This window comes from Streptomyces sp. NPDC001889 (genome assembly GCF_053594535.1).
Map to the genome: position 1 here is coordinate 242,493 of NZ_JBSFER010000002.1, position 16,281 is coordinate 258,773.

The 16,281-nt window shown below is 74.9% G+C and carries 14 protein-coding genes; 4 read left to right on the forward strand and 10 right to left on the reverse strand.

The genetic code is table 11. The annotated features are described in order from the left end of the window. The 8 genes from ACWCRA_RS02855 to ACWCRA_RS02890 all read right to left on the reverse strand — a co-directional run bounded on the left by ACWCRA_RS02855 (position 1) and on the right by ACWCRA_RS02890 (position 9,819). Positions 1-1,923 carry an ABC transporter ATP-binding protein gene (locus ACWCRA_RS02855; RefSeq protein WP_451066708.1) on the reverse strand — a complete coding sequence of 641 codons (1,923 nt, stop codon included), beginning with the start codon at positions 1,921-1,923 and terminating at the stop codon, positions 1-3. Then, entirely contained in the window at positions 1,920-3,626 is a 1,707-nt protein-coding gene (locus ACWCRA_RS02860; RefSeq protein WP_351558921.1) for an ABC transporter ATP-binding protein, read from the reverse strand. Before ACWCRA_RS02860 ends, ACWCRA_RS02855 begins: the two co-directional genes overlap by 4 nt. Continuing rightward, positions 3,623-4,483 carry an ABC transporter ATP-binding protein gene (locus tag ACWCRA_RS02865; RefSeq protein WP_351558923.1) on the reverse strand — a complete coding sequence of 287 codons (861 nt, stop codon included), beginning with the start codon at positions 4,481-4,483 and terminating at the stop codon, positions 3,623-3,625. Before ACWCRA_RS02865 ends, ACWCRA_RS02860 begins: the two co-directional genes overlap by 4 nt. A 32-nt stretch (positions 4,484-4,515) precedes the next feature. Then, on the reverse strand, positions 4,516-5,652 hold the full coding sequence (locus ACWCRA_RS02870; protein ID WP_351558925.1) for a FecCD family ABC transporter permease: 1,137 nt from the start codon (positions 5,650-5,652) through the stop codon (positions 4,516-4,518). Further along, a complete protein-coding gene (locus tag ACWCRA_RS02875) occupies positions 5,649-6,731 on the reverse strand; it encodes a FecCD family ABC transporter permease (RefSeq protein ID WP_451066709.1) in 1,083 nt (360 codons plus the stop codon). Before ACWCRA_RS02875 ends, ACWCRA_RS02870 begins: the two co-directional genes overlap by 4 nt. Before the next feature lie 50 nt (positions 6,732-6,781). Next, positions 6,782-7,888: an iron-siderophore ABC transporter substrate-binding protein gene (locus ACWCRA_RS02880; protein WP_351558929.1), complete on the reverse strand. Its 1,107-nt coding sequence runs from the start codon at positions 7,886-7,888 to the stop codon at positions 6,782-6,784. A gap of 148 nt (positions 7,889-8,036) precedes the next feature. Then, positions 8,037-9,017, reverse strand: a complete 981-nt coding sequence (locus tag ACWCRA_RS02885; RefSeq protein ID WP_451066710.1) for a helix-turn-helix domain-containing protein — start codon at positions 9,015-9,017, stop codon at positions 8,037-8,039. A gap of 178 nt (positions 9,018-9,195) precedes the next feature. Continuing rightward, entirely contained in the window at positions 9,196-9,819 is a 624-nt protein-coding gene (locus ACWCRA_RS02890; RefSeq protein ID WP_451066711.1) for a TetR/AcrR family transcriptional regulator C-terminal domain-containing protein, read from the reverse strand. A 53-nt stretch (positions 9,820-9,872) separates the two neighbouring features. On the opposite strand from ACWCRA_RS02890, the gene ACWCRA_RS02895 reads away from it, so the two are divergent. Next, on the forward strand, positions 9,873-11,336 hold the full coding sequence (locus tag ACWCRA_RS02895; protein WP_351558934.1) for an FAD-dependent monooxygenase: 1,464 nt from the start codon (positions 9,873-9,875) through the stop codon (positions 11,334-11,336). Between the two features lie 58 nt (positions 11,337-11,394). Here the strand turns inward: ACWCRA_RS02895 and ACWCRA_RS02900 are convergent, their stop codons facing one another. Beyond that, positions 11,395-12,294, reverse strand: a complete 900-nt coding sequence (locus ACWCRA_RS02900) for a LysR family transcriptional regulator (protein WP_351558936.1) — start codon at positions 12,292-12,294, stop codon at positions 11,395-11,397. A gap of 72 nt (positions 12,295-12,366) precedes the next feature. Here ACWCRA_RS02900 and ACWCRA_RS02905 point away from each other — a divergent pair, with 72 nt between their 5' ends. Next, positions 12,367-13,320 (forward strand): NAD-dependent epimerase/dehydratase family protein, encoded by a 954-nt coding sequence (locus ACWCRA_RS02905; protein ID WP_451066712.1) that lies wholly within the window; start codon positions 12,367-12,369, stop codon positions 13,318-13,320. A gap of 184 nt (positions 13,321-13,504) precedes the next feature. Here ACWCRA_RS02905 and ACWCRA_RS02910 read toward each other — a convergent pair whose 3' ends face one another. Continuing rightward, positions 13,505-14,230 (reverse strand): TetR/AcrR family transcriptional regulator, encoded by a 726-nt coding sequence (locus ACWCRA_RS02910; protein WP_351558939.1) that lies wholly within the window; start codon positions 14,228-14,230, stop codon positions 13,505-13,507. Between the two features lie 132 nt (positions 14,231-14,362). Here ACWCRA_RS02910 and ACWCRA_RS02915 point away from each other — a divergent pair, with 132 nt between their 5' ends. Both ACWCRA_RS02915 and ACWCRA_RS02920 read left to right on the forward strand, forming a co-directional pair. Next, positions 14,363-15,817: a serine hydrolase domain-containing protein gene (locus ACWCRA_RS02915; protein ID WP_351558941.1), complete on the forward strand. Its 1,455-nt coding sequence runs from the start codon at positions 14,363-14,365 to the stop codon at positions 15,815-15,817. A 129-nt stretch (positions 15,818-15,946) separates the two neighbouring features. Next, entirely contained in the window at positions 15,947-16,252 is a 306-nt protein-coding gene (locus ACWCRA_RS02920; RefSeq protein WP_351559065.1) for a DUF1330 domain-containing protein, read from the forward strand. Positions 16,253-16,281 lie beyond the last annotated feature (29 nt).

Genomic DNA, 16,281 nt, shown 5'->3' on the forward strand with positions numbered 1-16,281 from the left:
TCAGTGCTCCTTGTCGGTTGCCGCGCCGCTGCCGGGCACCGGCGCGCTGTTCTGGTCGGCGTGGGGTTCCGGCTCTGCCCGCGCGCCGTCGGCGCGGCGGACGCGGCCGGTGTGGTTGGTGTGTTCTCTGTGGTCGGTGTGGCTGGTGTGGTCGGTGTGGTCGGTGTGGTCGGTGTACGCCCGCCACAGTGCCGCGTACTCGCCCCCCGAGGCCAGCAGCGCCCGGTGGGTGCCCTGCTCGGCCACCCGGCCGTCCTTGAGGAGGACGACGAGGTCGCAGCCGAGCGCCTGCTCCAGCCGGTGGGCGACGATCACACTCGTCCGGTCGCGGGTGACCCGTTCGAGAGCGGCGCCGAGGGCCGCCCGGCTCTCGGGGCCCGACTCCGCGGTGGGCTCGTCGAGGACGAGGACGGGAGGGTCCGCCAGCAGCGCGCGGGCCAGCGCCAGATGCTGGACCGCCCCGTCGTCCAGGGCCGCGCCGTCCGGACCGCCGATGACCGCGTCGAGCCCCCGGCCCGGCTCCAGCGCCCAGTCGGCCCCCGTCTCCCGCAGCGCCGCGACCAGTTCGGCGTCGGTGGCGCCCGGCCTGGCCAGCCGGAGGTTGTCGGCGAGCGTGCCGCCGAAGAGATGGATCTCCTGGGTGACGAGATACCGGGGCCCGTCCTCCGGCTCCGCGCCGACCGTGATCCGCCCCCGGTCCGGCCGCCCCACCCCGGCGACGAGCCGCGCCAGGGTGCTCTTGCCCGAACCGCTGGCGCCGACCAGGGCGACGGTCGCGCCGCCGGGCACGGTGAGGGTGATGTCGCGCAGCGCCGCGCGGGCCGCGCCGCCATAGGTGAGGGAGACCCCGGTGACGGCGATCGCCGGGGCCGGCCGCGCCCGGGGCGCGGACCGAGGGTCCGCGCCCCCGGGCCGGGCGAGGTCCGTGACCCCGACCAGCCGGGCCAGGCCCACCGTCGCGCGCTGGATGTCGTCGAGACTGGTCAGCAGCAGCCCCACCGGCCCGAACAGCCGGTGGAAGTAGAGGGCCGCCGCCGTGGCCGTCCCCAGGGTGATGGCACCCCGGCCGAGCAGCGCGTACCCGGTGGCCAGGACGGCCGCCAGGCCCAGGAACTCGGCGGTGTTCAGCAGACCGAAGAAGCCGTTGCGCAGCCGCACCCCGTCCCGCTGCCGCGCGATGGCCCGCTCGCCGCGCTCGTCCAGCTCCGCCAGATGCGTCCCCTGGGTGCGGTACGCCCGGATGGTCTCGGCGCCCCGCACCGCCTCGATCACGGTCTGCCCGCGCGCGGACTCCAGCCGCCGGATGTCCCCGTACACCCGGTGCGAACGGGCGAGGAAGCGGCGGGTGGCGTACCAGTGGAGCGGGAGGCAGACCAGCCCCGCGAGGGCCAGCCGGGGGTCGAGGACGGCGAGGCCCGCCACGGTCAGGACGATGGTGAGGCCCGCGCCGGTGATGTCGGGCAGCACCCCCGACGCGGCCTCGGAGACGGCCTCGACATCGCCCGTGACCCGGGAGACCGCGTCGGAGCTGCCGGTGGATTCCAGGGTGTCGGCGGGCAGCCGTACCGCCGCGTCGAAGACCTCCTCGCGGAGACCGGCCAGGGTGTCCTGGACCAGGCCGACCAGCATCCGGCCGCCGAGGAGGGTGAGCACGGCACCGGTCAGCGAGACGCCGGCGAGGGCCGCGCCGAGGGCGGTCACCCGGCCGCGCCCCGACTGGTCGACGACCGCGTCGACCACCGCGCCGAGCAGCGGCGGGGCGGTCAGCGACACGGCCGTGCCCGCCAGCAGGGCGAGCAGGGTCACCGTCAGCCGCCCGCGCCGGCGGGACAGCCGGCGGACCACCTCGCGGCGGGTACGGCCCGGGGTGGCGACGGGGAGCCGGGGGCGGCCCGTCGCGGGGTCGGGGGCGGGCGTGGTCACGGGAGGACTCCGTTCGGTTCGTGGTCCCGGGGGCCTTCGGCGCCGGGGTCCGCGCCGCCGGCGCCGGCCGTCTCCCCGAGGTCGATCACCCGGTCGCAGGCGGAGAGCAGAATGCGGCTCGATGTGATGACGACGGTGGTGCCCGGGCCCGGGAGTCCGCCCAGTCCGTGGGCGATCCGCCGCTCGGTCACCGGGTCGACCGCCGTCGTCGGCTCGTCCAGAACGACCACGGGGGTCCCCGCGTGCAGCGCCCGGGCGAGCAGCAGCCGCTGCCGCTGGCCGCCGGAGAGCCTGCGGCCCCGCTCGCCGATGTCCGCCTCCTCGCCGCCGATGTGCTCCAGTACGTCGTCCAGCGCCGCGGCCCGGATCACCCGGGGGTCGGGGGTGCCGCCCGGCGGGGTGAGATTGGCGCGCAGGGTGCCGGAGAAGAGGGTGCCCTGATGGGGCGGGGCCGCGATATGGGCGCGGACCGCCTCGGGGCCGAGGTCCGCCGCGTCGACCCCGTCGATCAGCAGCTCGCCCCGGACCGGCGGGACCCGGCAGGCCAGCCGGTCGCTGAGGCCGCGCGCGTGCGCGGGGTGCCGGGGCACCACTCCGACCAGCGCGCCGGGCACCAGCTCGACGGGTGCGGCGAGCCCGGGCGGGTGCCAGACGGTACGCGGGCGGGGGAGGGCGCCGCCGGTGCGCGGGCCGGGTACGGACGCGCCGCCCCGCGCCGGCGGTTCGATCAGCCGGGGTCCGGCCAGCAGATCACCGATCCGCCGGGCGGAGGCCCGCTTGTGCGCCCAGTTGGAGGCGAAGGTTCCGATGTGCGCGAGAGCGCCCTGGAGGAACTGGGCGAGGCCGAGCACGGTCACGAGCTGCCCGATGGTGAGCTGCCCGTCCAGGGCCAGCAGGCCCGACGCGGTGGCCAGCCCGGCGAGGAAGACCCCGGAGAGCAGCTGGCTGAGGGCCGAGTAGCCGAGGACGGCGCGCGCGGCGGCGACCGCGCCCCGCTTGGACGCGTCGCTCGCGGCCCGGTAGCGGTCGGCGGCCTCCGCCTGGGCGTGCATCCCGGCCAGCACCCGCAGCCCGCCGATCATGTCCGTGGCGACCTCCCCGGCACGGGCGGCGGAGCCCTGTTCGGCCAGGCCCCGGGCCTCCAGCGGCATCGCGAGCCGCCGCATCAGCAGCAGGACCAGCACCGTGCTGACGATCACCCCGAGCGCGAGCGGGACGGAGATGAGCAGCAGCGCTGCGGAGGCGGTGAGGATCGCGGTGACCGTGGCGGCCTGCTCGACCACGCTCCAGGAGACCCCCGCGACCCGGTAGGTGTCGGAGGTGACCAGGGACAGGGCCTCGCCGGGACCGGGGCGCCGGCGCAGCCCGTGGGGGTCGAGCAGCCGGGCCATGGCGAGCCGGCGCAGCGCGTGCTCCGCGTAGCCGTAGACGCCGACCATCGCCGTCGAGGCCCGCTGGTACGACAGCGACAGGACCAGGAACACCCCGCCGAGCACCGCGAGCCAGCGGAGCAGGGCGGCCGGGTCGCCGGGCTCCAGCGCCCGGTCGATGACGACGCCGATGAGGATCGGCACCAGCGCCTCGCAGAGCTGGTGGAGCATGAACGCGAGGGTGGTCAGTCCGAGGCGCGGCCCGCGTCCGCCGCGCAGCAGCGCGATCCTGAAGAGCTGTCCGGGTCCGGCTCCGGCCGGTGCCCGGCTCACGGGGCGGTCTCCCGCCGGCGGGCCAGCGGGACCACCATCGGGGTGCCGGTCTCCGGGTCGGGCACCACCCGGCAGGGCAGCTCGAACACCTCCTGGACCAGACCGGCCGTCATGACCTCGGCCGGCGGGCCCTCCGCGACCACCCGGCCGTCCCGCATGGCGATGAGATGGGTCGCGTACCGGGCGGCGTGGTTGAGGTCGTGCAGGACCGCGACGAGGGTGCGGCCCGAGCGGTGCAGATCCGTGAAGAGCTCCAGCAGCTCGATCTGGTGGGCGATGTCGAGGAAGGTCGTCGGCTCGTCGAGGAGCAGGACCGGGGTCTCCTGGGCGAGCACCATGGCGACCCAGACGCGCTGGCGCTGCCCGCCGGAGAGTTCGTCGACGAGCCGTCCGGAGAGTCCGGTGACGGAGGTCGCCGCCATCGCGGCGGCCACCGCGCGCTCGTCGTCGGCCGTCCACTGCCGGGTCATCCTCTGGTGCGGATAGCGGCCCCGGGCGACCAGCTCGGCGACGCCGATGCCGTCGGGGGAGAGCGAGGTCTGCGGCAGCAGCCCGAGGCGGCGCGCCACCTCCCTGGAGCGGTAGTCGGCGATGGACCGGCCGTCCAGCAGGACCTGCCCGGCGGTGGGCGCCAGCAGCCGGGCGACCGCGCGCAGCAGGGTGGACTTGCCGCAGGCGTTGGGACCGATGACGGCGGTGAAGGAGCCCTCCGGTATCGCCAGGTCCAGATGTTCGGAGACCGGCCGCCGGGCGTAGCCGAAGGTCGCGTCCCGCACCTCCAGCCTGGCGGGCGGCGCGGGCGGCGCCTTCACGGGGGCGGGGCGGTGCGGCCCGGGGCGGTCGGTCTTCGGCGGCATCAGGGGTCCTCGGGAGGGCGGCGGGGCGGGGTTCATCGGCGGGTCGCGTACTGGCGGGCGAGCAGCCAGGCGAGATAGGCCCCGCCGACGCAGACGGTCACCACCCCCACCGGGAGATCGAGCCGCTGGGCGGTGAAGTCGGCGGCGGTCAGCACCAGCGCCCCGGTGAGCGCGGCGGGCAGGACGCGCAGCGTGGTGGAGCCCCTGGTCAGCCGCTGGGCGATCTGCGGGGCGGCCAGCGCGATGAACGCGATCGGGCCGACGGCGGCGGTCACCAGCGCGGTGAGCGCGACCCCGACGACGGTCCCCGCGAGCCGGGCGCGCCGCGAGCGCACGCCGAGGGCCACCGCCGCGTCGTCGCCCATCTCCAGCTGGACCAGCGGCCGGACGACGGCGACGGAGCAGAGCAGCAGGACGGCGAAGACGGCGGCGGTGGGCCCCAGCTCCCCGAACCCCAGTCCGCTGAGCGACCCCGCCGCCCAGGTCGCCGCCAGCATCGCCTGCTGCGGGCTGACGGAGAGCAGCAGCATCGAGGTCAGCGAGCTGAGACCGGCGCCGACGGCGATTCCGACGATGATGAGCCGGAACGGGTGCAGCCCCTGGCGGTAGGCCAGCAGATACACCACCACGGCGGCGACGGCCCCGCCGGTCAGCGAGCCGGCGGCGATCGCCGGGTGGTTGGCGGTGCCGAGGAAGAGCATCACGGCGCTGGCCCCGGCGTACGAGCCGGAGGAGAAGCCGATGATGTCCGGCGAGCCGAGCGGGTTCCTGGTCAGGGACTGGAAGATCGCTCCGCTGATGGCCAGCGCGGCGCCGCAGACCAGCGCGAGGAGCAGCCTCGGCAGCCGCCAGTCCACCACGATGAGCCGGGCGCGGCGGTCCGACTCCGGGTCCACGAGCGCGGTGACGACCTGGGCGGGGGTCAGCGGGATGGAGCCGGTGCCGAGGGTCAGGACACCGAGGACCAGGGTGGCGGCGGCGAGCACGGCACAGACCAGGACCGTGCGGCGGTCCACGCGCAGTGCGGTGCCCAGCCGCCGGAAGGTCCAGAAGGGACGCCCGAAGTCGACGCGCGCGGGGGGCTCCCCGGCGGCCGGGGCCTGTCCGGGGGCCGGGGTGGCGGTGGAGGGCACGGCGGGTCCGGCTCTCCGGGTCGAGGGGGTGTTCACAGTCCGCTCACATTCCGGCGCCGGACGAGCGCGATCAGGACGGGGGCGCCCACCAGCGCGGTGACCAGGCCCACCCGCAGCTCCCCGGACGGCAGGACCACCCGGCCGACGATGTCGGCGGCCAGCAGGAAGGCGGGGGCGACCACGAGGGTGAGCGGGAGAATCCAGCGCTGGTCGGGTCCGGTGAACCAGCGCACCACATGCGGCACCATCAGCCCGACGAAGGCGATGGGACCGGCGACGGCGACCCCGGTTCCGGCGAGCAGGGTGACGGCGAGGACGACACACGCCCGGGTCGTGCCGAGGCGCACCCCCAGGGCGCGGGCGCTGTCGTCGCCGAGCGCGAGGGCGTTGAGGGCGCGGGCGCTGAGGAGGCCGAGGACGATTCCGGCACCGATGAGGGGGAGGGCGACGGGGAGGATGTCGAGTCCGCGCCCGCCGATGGAGCCGACACCCCAGAAGCGCATGATGTCGAGCGTGGCCAGGCTCTTGAGGGTGAGGGCGGAGGTCAGCCCGCTGAACACGGCCGTGAGCGCCACTCCGGCGAGAGTGATTTTCACCGGGGTCGCGCGGTCGGAACCGAGCGAGCCGAGGGTGTAGACGATCACGGTCAGCGCGAAGGCCCCGGCGAGCGCGAACCACACGAACCGGGCCGGGTCGGTGATCCCGAGCACACCGACGGCGAAGGTCACGGCGAACCCCGCGCCCGCGTTGACACCGAGGACACCGGGGTCGGCGAGCGGGTTGCGGGTGAACGCCTGGATGAGCGCCCCGCACAGTCCGAGGGCGGCTCCCACCACCAGTCCGATCACCGTGCGCGGCAGCCGCAGCTCGCGGACCATCGCGTGTTCGTCGAGGGACCCGTCGAAGTGGAACAGGGCGTCCCACACGGTGCCGGGGGCGATCGCGCGGGCGCCGACCATCAGGCTGAGAACGCTCATGGCGAGGAGCAGCGCGAGGGCGGTGAGCAGCACCAGGAGGCGGTGCCGGTGACGCGGGACCAGGCCCGTACCGGAGTACGGGCCTGGCGCGTCACGCCGTGCGGAGATGGTCTCACCGGGGGGTGATGCGGTCGTCACGGGTGATCCTCGGGTGTGGCGGTGCGGGTGCGGGCCGGGTGCGGGGCGGTTCAGGAGGCGGGGACGTCCGACCTGCCCTTGCCGGCGACCGCGTCGGCGAGCAGCGGTACGTACCGCTCCATGGCCCAGGGGATCGACAGCACCGTCGGCCCGCTGACGGCCATGCCCAGCTCAGGGGTCTGGACGAACGCGTACCGCTTCTTCTCGATGGGCTCCCAGCGCCGGAAGAGGGGGTCGTTGAGGGTGTACGGAACCTCCTTGGCCTCATAGGCCCAGCCGACGAAGACATCGGCCTTGACGGTGTCGAGCTTCTCCAGGCTGACGCCGCCGTAGAAGTTGGTCCCCTTGACCCCGTCGGTGATGACCTTCATGGAGGGGGTGTTCTCGAAGCCCATCTCGGTGAGCAGCCGGACCCTCGGGTCGTAGTCGACGTACAGTCCGGCCTCGGTGGAGCCGGGGGTGAGGGAGGTGCCGTAGGCGAAGGTCCTGCCCTTGAACCCGGGGTTCTCCCTCACCACGCCGGCGAGCACGCTCTCCGTCTCGGTGACCAGCTCCTCCGCCTTCCCGGTCTCGCCGAGGGCCTTGCCGATGGTGCGGGTCATGTCCTGCCAGCTGCCCCCGTCGAAGGGCCGCTTCCGGTAGGGGATCGTGGGCGCGATCTCGGTGAGGCGCTTGTAGTCGACATCGGAGATGCCGGAGTACAGGCCGACGATCAGATCGGGGTCGAGCGAGAGGATCTGCTCGAAGTCGATCTCGCCGGAGTCGCCGTAGTTCAGGGTCTCGGGGAGTTCGCCGCCGAGCTTCTCGACCTGGGTGCGGAACCAGGGGGTGTGGCCGTCCTTGTCGCCGCCCCACTGCTTGTCGACGCCGACGGGGACGGTGCCGAGCGCCGCCACGACGTCCTGGTTCATCCAGCTCACGGCGACCACGCGCCGGGGCTTCTCGGAGATCCTGGTGGTGCCGTGGGCGTGCTCGATGCTCACCGGGAACGCCGCCGAGGACCCCTTCTCCGCCGCGCCGCCGTCCCCGTCGGACCCCGGGTCGGAGGTGCCGCAGCCCGTCAGGACGAGGGCGGCGGTCACCGCGAGGCCCGCGACGCGGGTCCAGAGCCCGGCGGGGCGGGCCGCCGGGGCGGGGGCGGACGTGGGCAGGGACATGGTTCTCCTCGGTTCTGCGCGGCGCGCGGGCGGGTGACGGCGTTCGGGGGTGAGAGCCGGCCCGGCGGTGCGGGACACGCGCGCGGTCGAGGCACGGGGCTCGCGGCCTGCCGTGCCGGAGGTTAGGTAACCCTCACTTCGGCCAAAGCTAATGAACTCCGGGCCCCCGGTGCGTCGTGTCCCGGCCAGGGTGCGTCGCGAATCGGCCAGCGTCCGGCCGTGCGGTGTCACCGGTGGAGCGCACGGGCGGCTCGGGCGGCCCGGCGGGCGGTCCGGCGGCCGGCTCGGCCGGCGCGGGTACCGAGCGCTCGCGCAGATACTCGGTCGGGCTGGCTCCGGTGACCCTGCGGAAGGCGGCGCTGAACGCGCTCGTCGCGGAGTAGCCGCAGCGGTGCGCGACCAGGTTCACCGGGTGCCCCTGGGCGAGCAGGCCCATCGCGGCGGACATCCGCACCAGGGAGCGCCAGCGGGTGAACGACATCCCGGTGTCCTGGCTGAACACCCGGGTGACCGTCCGCACGCTCAGCGCGTGCCGCGCGGCCCACTCCTCCAGCGAGCGGTCGCTGTACGGGTCGCGCAGGACGTCCTCCGCGAGGGCGTGGATGCGCCAGTCCGCCGGGACGGGCACCTCCAGGACGGGGAGCGGGTCGTCCTGGAGCATCTCCAGGATGACCCGCTGGGTGCGCAGTCGCAGGTCGTCGCGCATCGGGGTCGCGTCGAGGTGGAGCAGCATCTCCTGGAGCGCCCGCCCCACCTTCACCGCCCTCGGCGATGTCCAGGTCACCGGGCTCGCCGACCGCGCCACATAGGTGTAGCAGCCGACGCCGCTGGGGTCCGCGGTGGAGGCGTGCGGGGTGCCGGGCGGCACCCACAGCCCCTGCCCGGGCACCAGCCGCCGCACTCCGCTCGGGGTGTGGAGCGTCATGGACCCGGCGTGCGGCCACACCAGGAGCCCGTCGGTGTGGGTGTGCGCCCCGGTGAACAGCGGCCCCATGGGCTCGCTGCCGTCGAAGACCGCGGTGGTCAGCAGATAGGGGGAAGGCACCTCCGCCCCGCCGATCACCGGCGCGGACCACCGCGGCGGGACCGCCTGGACGTGGTCACGACCGGAGACATGGGCAACCGACATGCGGTTAGGTTAGCCTAACCTCCGCCTGGCCCATCGGGCGGGTCGGAATGGTGTGTTCCGCCGCCTGCCCGCCCGCCTCGCGGGCCCGTCTCGCGCGCCCCGGCCGCCACGCCCGCGTGCCCCGGCCGCCCCGCCTCGCGCGCCCCGGCCGCCCCGCCTCGCGCGCCGTGGCGCCGGGTCACCTCGGCGCGAGGATCGCCGACAGGCCGAACTCGAAGCGCTCGCCGAACGACTCCGCGTCGAGATGCCCCAGGACGTGGTGGAGAGCGGGGTGGGCGGTCCCGGACACCTCCCGCGCGAGGCGGCCGTCCAGGGGCTCCCGGGCCGCCGCCTGTTCCTCCTGGGTGAGGCCGAGGGTGAAGTAGACGATCGTCCAGGTCGTCCAGGCGGCGTCGCGCTCGCTCAGGCCGCCGTCCAGCAGCGCGCCCACCAGGGCGTCGGCGAAGCGCAGGGTGTGGGGTTCGGCGGTGTGGGTGCCGACCACCAGGGCCGCGCCGTCGCGGCGGCCGAGCAGGGCGCGGCGGAACCGGCGGGCCAGGACGCGGACGCGGTCCTGCCAGGGCGCCGGGAGGCCGTCGAGCCCGGCCTCGCCGATGACGGCGTCCGCCATCAGCTCCAGCATCCGGGCCTTGGTCTTCACATGCCACAGAACGGTGTTCATCCGTACGCCGAGCCGGTCGGCCACCGCCCGCGTGGAGAGGGCGTCCAGGCCCTTCTCGTCCAGCAGCTCCAGTGCGGCGCTGATCACCGCGGCGGGGTCGAGCCTCGGGCCTCGGGCCTCGGACGCTTGCGCATTGGTCATTGACCTAGTTTACTGCGCGGACGGTATTGGTCACTGACCTAGGAGGGGTTTTCATGGATCAGCGGATCGTCATCGCCGGAGGGGGGCCGGTCGGGCTCTGGCTCGCCGCCGAACTGCGGCTGGGGGGAGTCCCCGTCACCGTCGTGGAGGAGCGCACCGGCATCGACCAGCGCTCCAAGGCCCTCACCATCCACCCCCGCACCCTGGAGATCCTCGCCTCCCGCGCCGCCCACCGGCCCTTCCTCGACGAGGGCCTGCCCATCCCGGGCGGTCACTTCGGCCTGCTCGACCAGCGGCTCGACTTCCGCGCGCTGGACACCCCGTACCCGTACACCCTCGCCCTGCCCCAGGCCCGTACCGAACAGCTCCTGGAGGAGCGCGCGCTCGCGCTCGGCGCGCGGATCGTGCGCGGCCACCGCGTCACGGGGTTCACCGGGCACACTGGCTCCGTGACCGCGCGCATCGAGGGGACGGACGGGCCGTACGACCTCCCGGCGGCGTACATCGTGGGCTGCGACGGCACCCGCAGCGCGGTGCGCGCCGCCGCCGGCATCGACTTCCCCGGCACCCCCTCCACCGTCCTCGGCTGGCTCGGCGATGTCACCCTCGACTCCCCGCCCCGGCCGGGCTTCAGCACCTTCGGGCTCAGCGGAGGGGTGATCGTCGCGCCGCTCTCCCCCGGGCGGCACCGGGTCGTCGGCGTCAGCCCGGACGGTCTGACCACCCGGTGGCCCGGCGAGCTCACCCTGGAGGAGCTGCGGTCCAGGACCCGCGCCATCGCGGGCGAGGACTTCGGGATGCGCGACCCGCTCTGGCTCTCCCGCTTCGGCAACGCCACCCGGCTCGCCGACCGGTACCGCGAGGGCCGGGCCCTGCTCGCCGGGGACGCCGCCCACCAGCACTTCCCGACCGGAGGCGTCGGGATGAACGTCGGCATCCAGGACGCGCACAACCTCGGCTGGAAGCTCGCCGCCACCGTGCGCGGCCGGGCCCCCGACGGCCTGCTCGACACCTACCACGCCGAACGCCGGCCCATCGGCGCCCAACTGATCGCGCACAGCCGCGCCCAGACCGCCCTCACGGCCGGATTCACCCCCGAGGGCATCGCCCTGCGCTCCCTGCTAAGCGAGTTGATCGCCACCCAGCCGGCCCTCAACGACGCCCTGGCCGAACGCCTCACCGGGCTCGGCGTCACCTACCCGGCCCCGGACCCGGCCGCCCATCCGCTCACCGGCACCCGCGCCCCCGATCTGGCCTTCACCGGCTCCGGCGACGGCCTCTTCGCCCAACTGCGCCCGGCCGGCCACCTCCTGCTCGACCTGACCGGCACCGGCGCCCTCACGGACCGCGCCCGCCCGGGCCTCACCGTGCGCGCGGCGACCCTCGACCGGCCCCCGGCCGGCTGGGCCGGTGTGCGCGCCGCCCTCATCCGCCCCGACGGACATGTCGCCTGGGCGGACACCGACGGCGACGACACCGCCCTGGCCGCCGCCGCGGACCGGCTGCCGGTGCGCTGAGACGGGTCCGGACGGTCCCCGGGCCCGTTCCCGTGCCGGCCGGCCCTGCCCGGCGCGGTCACACCGGGTGCGCCGCGGCCTGCTCCCGCAGGGCCCGGACCAGCGTCGCGAGATGGGGCCGGTCGCGGCGGCGGCCGATCGCCGCCACCCCGATGTGCCGTACCGGGCCCGGCTCCTGGATCGGCACGGTGCACACCCCCGGCGCGCGCGGGACCAGCGCGATGGAGGGGATCAGGGAGATGCCCATGCCCGCGGCGACCAGCGAGCGCGCGAAGAAGTAGTCCGTCGTGGTGCCGCGTATCTCCGGGTCGAACCCGGCCCGCTCGGCGTAGCGCCGCAGATACGCCTCCGTCCTGAGGCAGCCGAGCACCCAGGGCTCGGCCGCCAGTTCGGTGATGCCCAGCGCGGCCCGGCCCGCCAGCGGGTGTCCCGAGGGCAGGACGACCCGCACCGGGTCGTCCAGGAGCGCGGTCCACTCCACGGTGGAGTGGAGGCCGGGCAGCGGACCGTCGAAGTGGTAGGCGAGCGCGAGGTCGACGGCGCCCCGGCGGACCAGCGGCAGGCTCTCCTCCGGCTCGGCCTCCCGCACATGGAGCACCGTGTCGGGGTGGGCGGCGGTCAGCCGGGCGAGGGCGCCGGGGAGCAGCAGTCTGCCGCCGCTGGTGAACGTGGCGACCGTGAGCCGGGTGCGGCCCGTTCCGAGCCGGTCCACCTGCCGCTTCGCGTCCTCCAGCTCCGCGGCGACCGACTCCGCCGCGCCGACCATGATCCGGCCGGCCCGGGTGAGGGTGACCCCCCGGGTGCTGCGGGCCACGACCTGGGCGCCGAGACCGCGCTCCAGCGCGGCCACGTGCTGGGAGACGGCCGAGGGGGTGAGACGGAGCGCCGCTGCGGCCCGGCTGAAGCTGCCGTGCTCCGCCACGGCGCGCAGGACGCGGAGCCGCTGCACATCGATCAACAGTTCTCCTTAACGCGCCGTCAGTGAGGAGGCACTTCCGCTGATGACAGTAGATCTCCCAGGATGGTCCGCATGCAAAGAATCTGCGTCATCGGCGGAAGCCGCTACATCGGTGTACTCCTGGTCCAGCGCCTGCTGGCCGCCGGGCACCGGGTCACTCTGGTCAACCGGGGCTCCTTCCCCGCGCCCCCCGGTGTCGAGCACCTCGTGGCCGACCGCGACGACGAGTCCGCCCTCGCCGCCGCCCTCGGTTCCCGCACCTTCGACGCCGTCATCGACCAGTTCTGCTACTCGCCGGTGCAGGCCGCAGCGGCGGTCCGCGTCTTCGGGGGCCGTACCCCCCGGTACGTCATGACCTCCACGATCGAGGTCTACAACCCCGCCACCGCCGAACTGCCCGCCGTCCCGCACGGCACACCGCTGCCGGAGAGCCGGGTGGACCCCGCGGACTGGCCGGTGCGGATGGATCTGCCCTGGCGCGACGCGGAGTACCTCGACGCGCACTACTCCGAGGGGAAGCGCCAGGCCGAGGCCGTCCTCACCCGGGAGGCGGGGTTCGCGTTCGCCTCCGTGCGCGCCGCCCATGTGCTCGGCGGCGGCGCCCGGGACTTCACCGGCCGGCTGGCGCACTACATCGAACGCGTCACCCGGGGCACGGAGATAACCGTGCACGCGGAGCCGAAGCCCTCGGTCTTCATCCACTGCGGCGAGCTGGCGGATCTGCTGCTGTGGGCCACCGCGGCCGGCGACTTCACCGGCCCGGTCAACGCCTGCTCCGACGGCCTGCTCGATGTGTACGACCTGACCGCAGCGATCGCCGCGCAGACCGGCCGCCGGCCCCGGTACCGCACGGCCGCCCCCGGGGAGGAGGCGTCGCCGTACTCCTTCGACCGCCACTACGCCATGAGCAACACCCGTGCGAGAGAACTGGGTTTCCCGCTCTCCCGCACCACCGACTGGCTGCCGGGCGCGGTGGCCGAGGCCCTGGACGGGCTCACGGCGGCGCCCGGCCGGCCGGGGAACTGAACACACCGGCCGCGCCCTTGTCCACCGGGCGGTCCCGCCGGGGGACCGGGCCCGCCCGGACGGCCCGCGCGCACGCGGCGCGGCCCCCTGGTGGCCGCCGCCGTGGCGACCGTGCTGCGGACGGCCCGCGCGCACGCGGCGCGGCCACGGGTCGCCGCCCCGCACCCCGCGCGCCGGGGCCGGTTCAGCCGGTGAGCCGGGCCTCCAGTCCGTCGAGCACCCGGTCGAGCCCGTAGGAGAAGGCGTCGTCCCGGATCTGCCGGGGGTCCGCGTCCCGCCGGGCGGATGCGCCCTCCCGCAGCCCCGGGTCCTGCCGCGAGGCCGCGTCGAGGGCGGGCCGCAGCCCCTCCACCCACTCCCGCTCGGTTCTGCCGCTGCGGGCGATCAGCGAGAGATACGCGGCCTCGGAGGTCGCGATCCCGATGACGTACGCCGTGAGCGTCCCCACGGCCTGGTCCCTCTCCTGGGGCGGGAACCCGGCGGCCTCGAAGTGGGCGAGCATCCCCGAGGACATCCGCAGCGCGTTCGGGCCGATGTGGATCAGGCCGACCTGGCCGAGTTCGGGGGCCATCCAGGGGTGGCGCAGGGTCATCGCCCGCAGCTCGGCGGCGATCCGGGTGACGGACTCCCGCCACCGGGCGCGGTCGGTGGCGGCCGGCGGGTCCAGCTCGCCGTAGACCTCGTCCACGGCCAGCTGGATCAGCTCGTCCCGGTTGGCCACATGCCGGTAGAGGGAGGTGGCCGCGGTGTTCAGCCGGCCGCCGAGTCCGCGCATGGTGAGCGCCTCGATGCCCTCCAGATCCAGCAGTTCGATCGCGGCGGCCACGATGTGTTCGCGGGTCAGCTGCTCCCGCTGCGGACGGCGCGGACGCGTCCACACCGATTCACTGGGTTTCCCGTCGGCCGGCATACGCCCCTCGCTCCCGCTCGTTCTCTGACCTCCCCATCGTAGCGGACGACGTACGCATCTTGCGTACAGCGTTCTGCCGTGCGTACAGTGTGCGCATCGAGAGAGCGTCGTACGCATCGAAGGGGAGCGGACATGCCGAAGAACGTGAGCCGGGACGGACAGGACGGCCGGACCGCCGGGGGTGCGCGGGGGGCCCGGGAATCCGCGGGCCGTCAGCCGGATCTCGCCCACTGGCAGGCCCGTCTCGACGCGCTCTGCGCCGAGCACCACGTCCCGGGAGCGTCGCTCGCGCTCCTCGTGGACGGGACCGTCCACGAAGTGGCCCGCGGGGTGCTGCACCGCGGCACGGGCGTGGAGGCGACCACCGACTCGGTCTTCCAGATGGGCTCGATCGCCAAGGTCTACACGGCGACCCTGATCATGCGGCTCGCCGAAGCGGGTGAACTGGACCTGGACGCCCCGGTCGTGGAGGTGCTGCCGGAGTTCTCGGTCGCGGACCCCGAGGCGAACAGGGAGATCACCATACGCCGGCTGCTCAGCCACACCGGCGGACTCACCTGCGACTTCACCCATGACAGCGGACGCGGTGACGACTGCCTCGCCCGCTATGTGGAGGCCGCGCGGGGCGTGGCGCTCGACTGCCCGCCCGGCACCGCCATCTCCTACAGCAGCGTCGGCTACAACGTGCTCGGCCGGATCGTCGAGGTGGTGACCGGCAGGGTCTGGGACCAGGCGCTGCGGGAACTGCTCCTCACCCCGCTCGGTCTCACCCACACCATGACGCTGCCCGAGGAGGCGCTGCGGTTCCGCGCCGCGATGGGCCACCTCGGGGCCCCGGGCCAGGACCCGGACCCGGCGCCGCGGTGGGACCTGATGCCGCGCTCGGCCGGACCCTACGGCAGGGTCATCGCCACCGCCGGGGACCTCGCCCGGCTCGCGCGGATGCATCTGGCCGGCGGCGTGGCCGAGGACGGCACCCGTGTGCTGTCCCGGGAGACGGTCGCGCTGATGCAGCGCCGGGTGGTGGACTGCCCCGACAAGTGGACGGTCAGCTCCGACGGCTGGGGCCTGGGCTGGACCCTCTACGACTGGAACGGCGTCCAGGGGTACGGACACGACGGCGCCTCGATCGGACAGTACGGCTATCTGCGCGTGGTGCCGTCGGCGGGCGTCGCGGTCGCGCTGCTCACCAACGGCGGCGGAGCGCGGGAGGTGTACGCGGCGCTCTTCCGCGAACTCCTCGCCGAACTCGCCGGGGTGACCATGCCGGAGCCCTTCGCCCCGCCGGCCCGGCCGCCCGCCGTCGACTTCGCGCCGCTGGTCGGCACGTACCGGCGCGAGGGTGTGGTCATCACCGTCACCGAGCGGGACGGCGCGGGGCACGCGCGCTACGCGTTCGTCGACGGCATGAAGGACTTCTCCGAACCCCTGGAGATCGATCTGCTGCCGGTGACCGGGACGGTGTTCGCCGGTACGGGGGTGGGCGCGGCGTTCAGCGAGGACTACATGCCCGTGGTCTTCTCCACGCTGCCCGACGGCACGGGCTGTGTCTACATCGGCATGCGCTGCGGCCCCAAGGTCGCGTAGGCCGCCTCTCCCGGATCGTGCCGGGCTGGCGAGCCCCGGCACCGCGCGGGCTCGCGTGCCCCGGCACCGCGCGGTGCCGCCCGGCGACGACCCGCGCGCGGCGGTCTGACGCCATGTCATCATGGCGGCGTGACCGCCTATGTGATAGCCGAGGCCCCCCATCTGGACACACCGGAGGTCCGCAGATACCGGGAGCTGGCCCGGGAATCCGTCGCCCGGTACGGCGGCCGGTATCTCGCGCGCGGCGCGCTGCCGGAGGCCCCGGAGGGCGACTGGCCCGGGGCGAACCGCATGGTGATCATCGAGTTCCCCGGTCTGCGAGAGGCGAAGGACTGGTACGCCTCGCCGGAGTACGCCCGGGCGCGCGCGGCCCGGCCCGGCATCAGCGGCCGCCGGATTCTCTTCGTCGAGGGCACCGGAGGCCCGCCCGGCTGACGGACCCCCGCCCCACCGGCGCCGGCCGG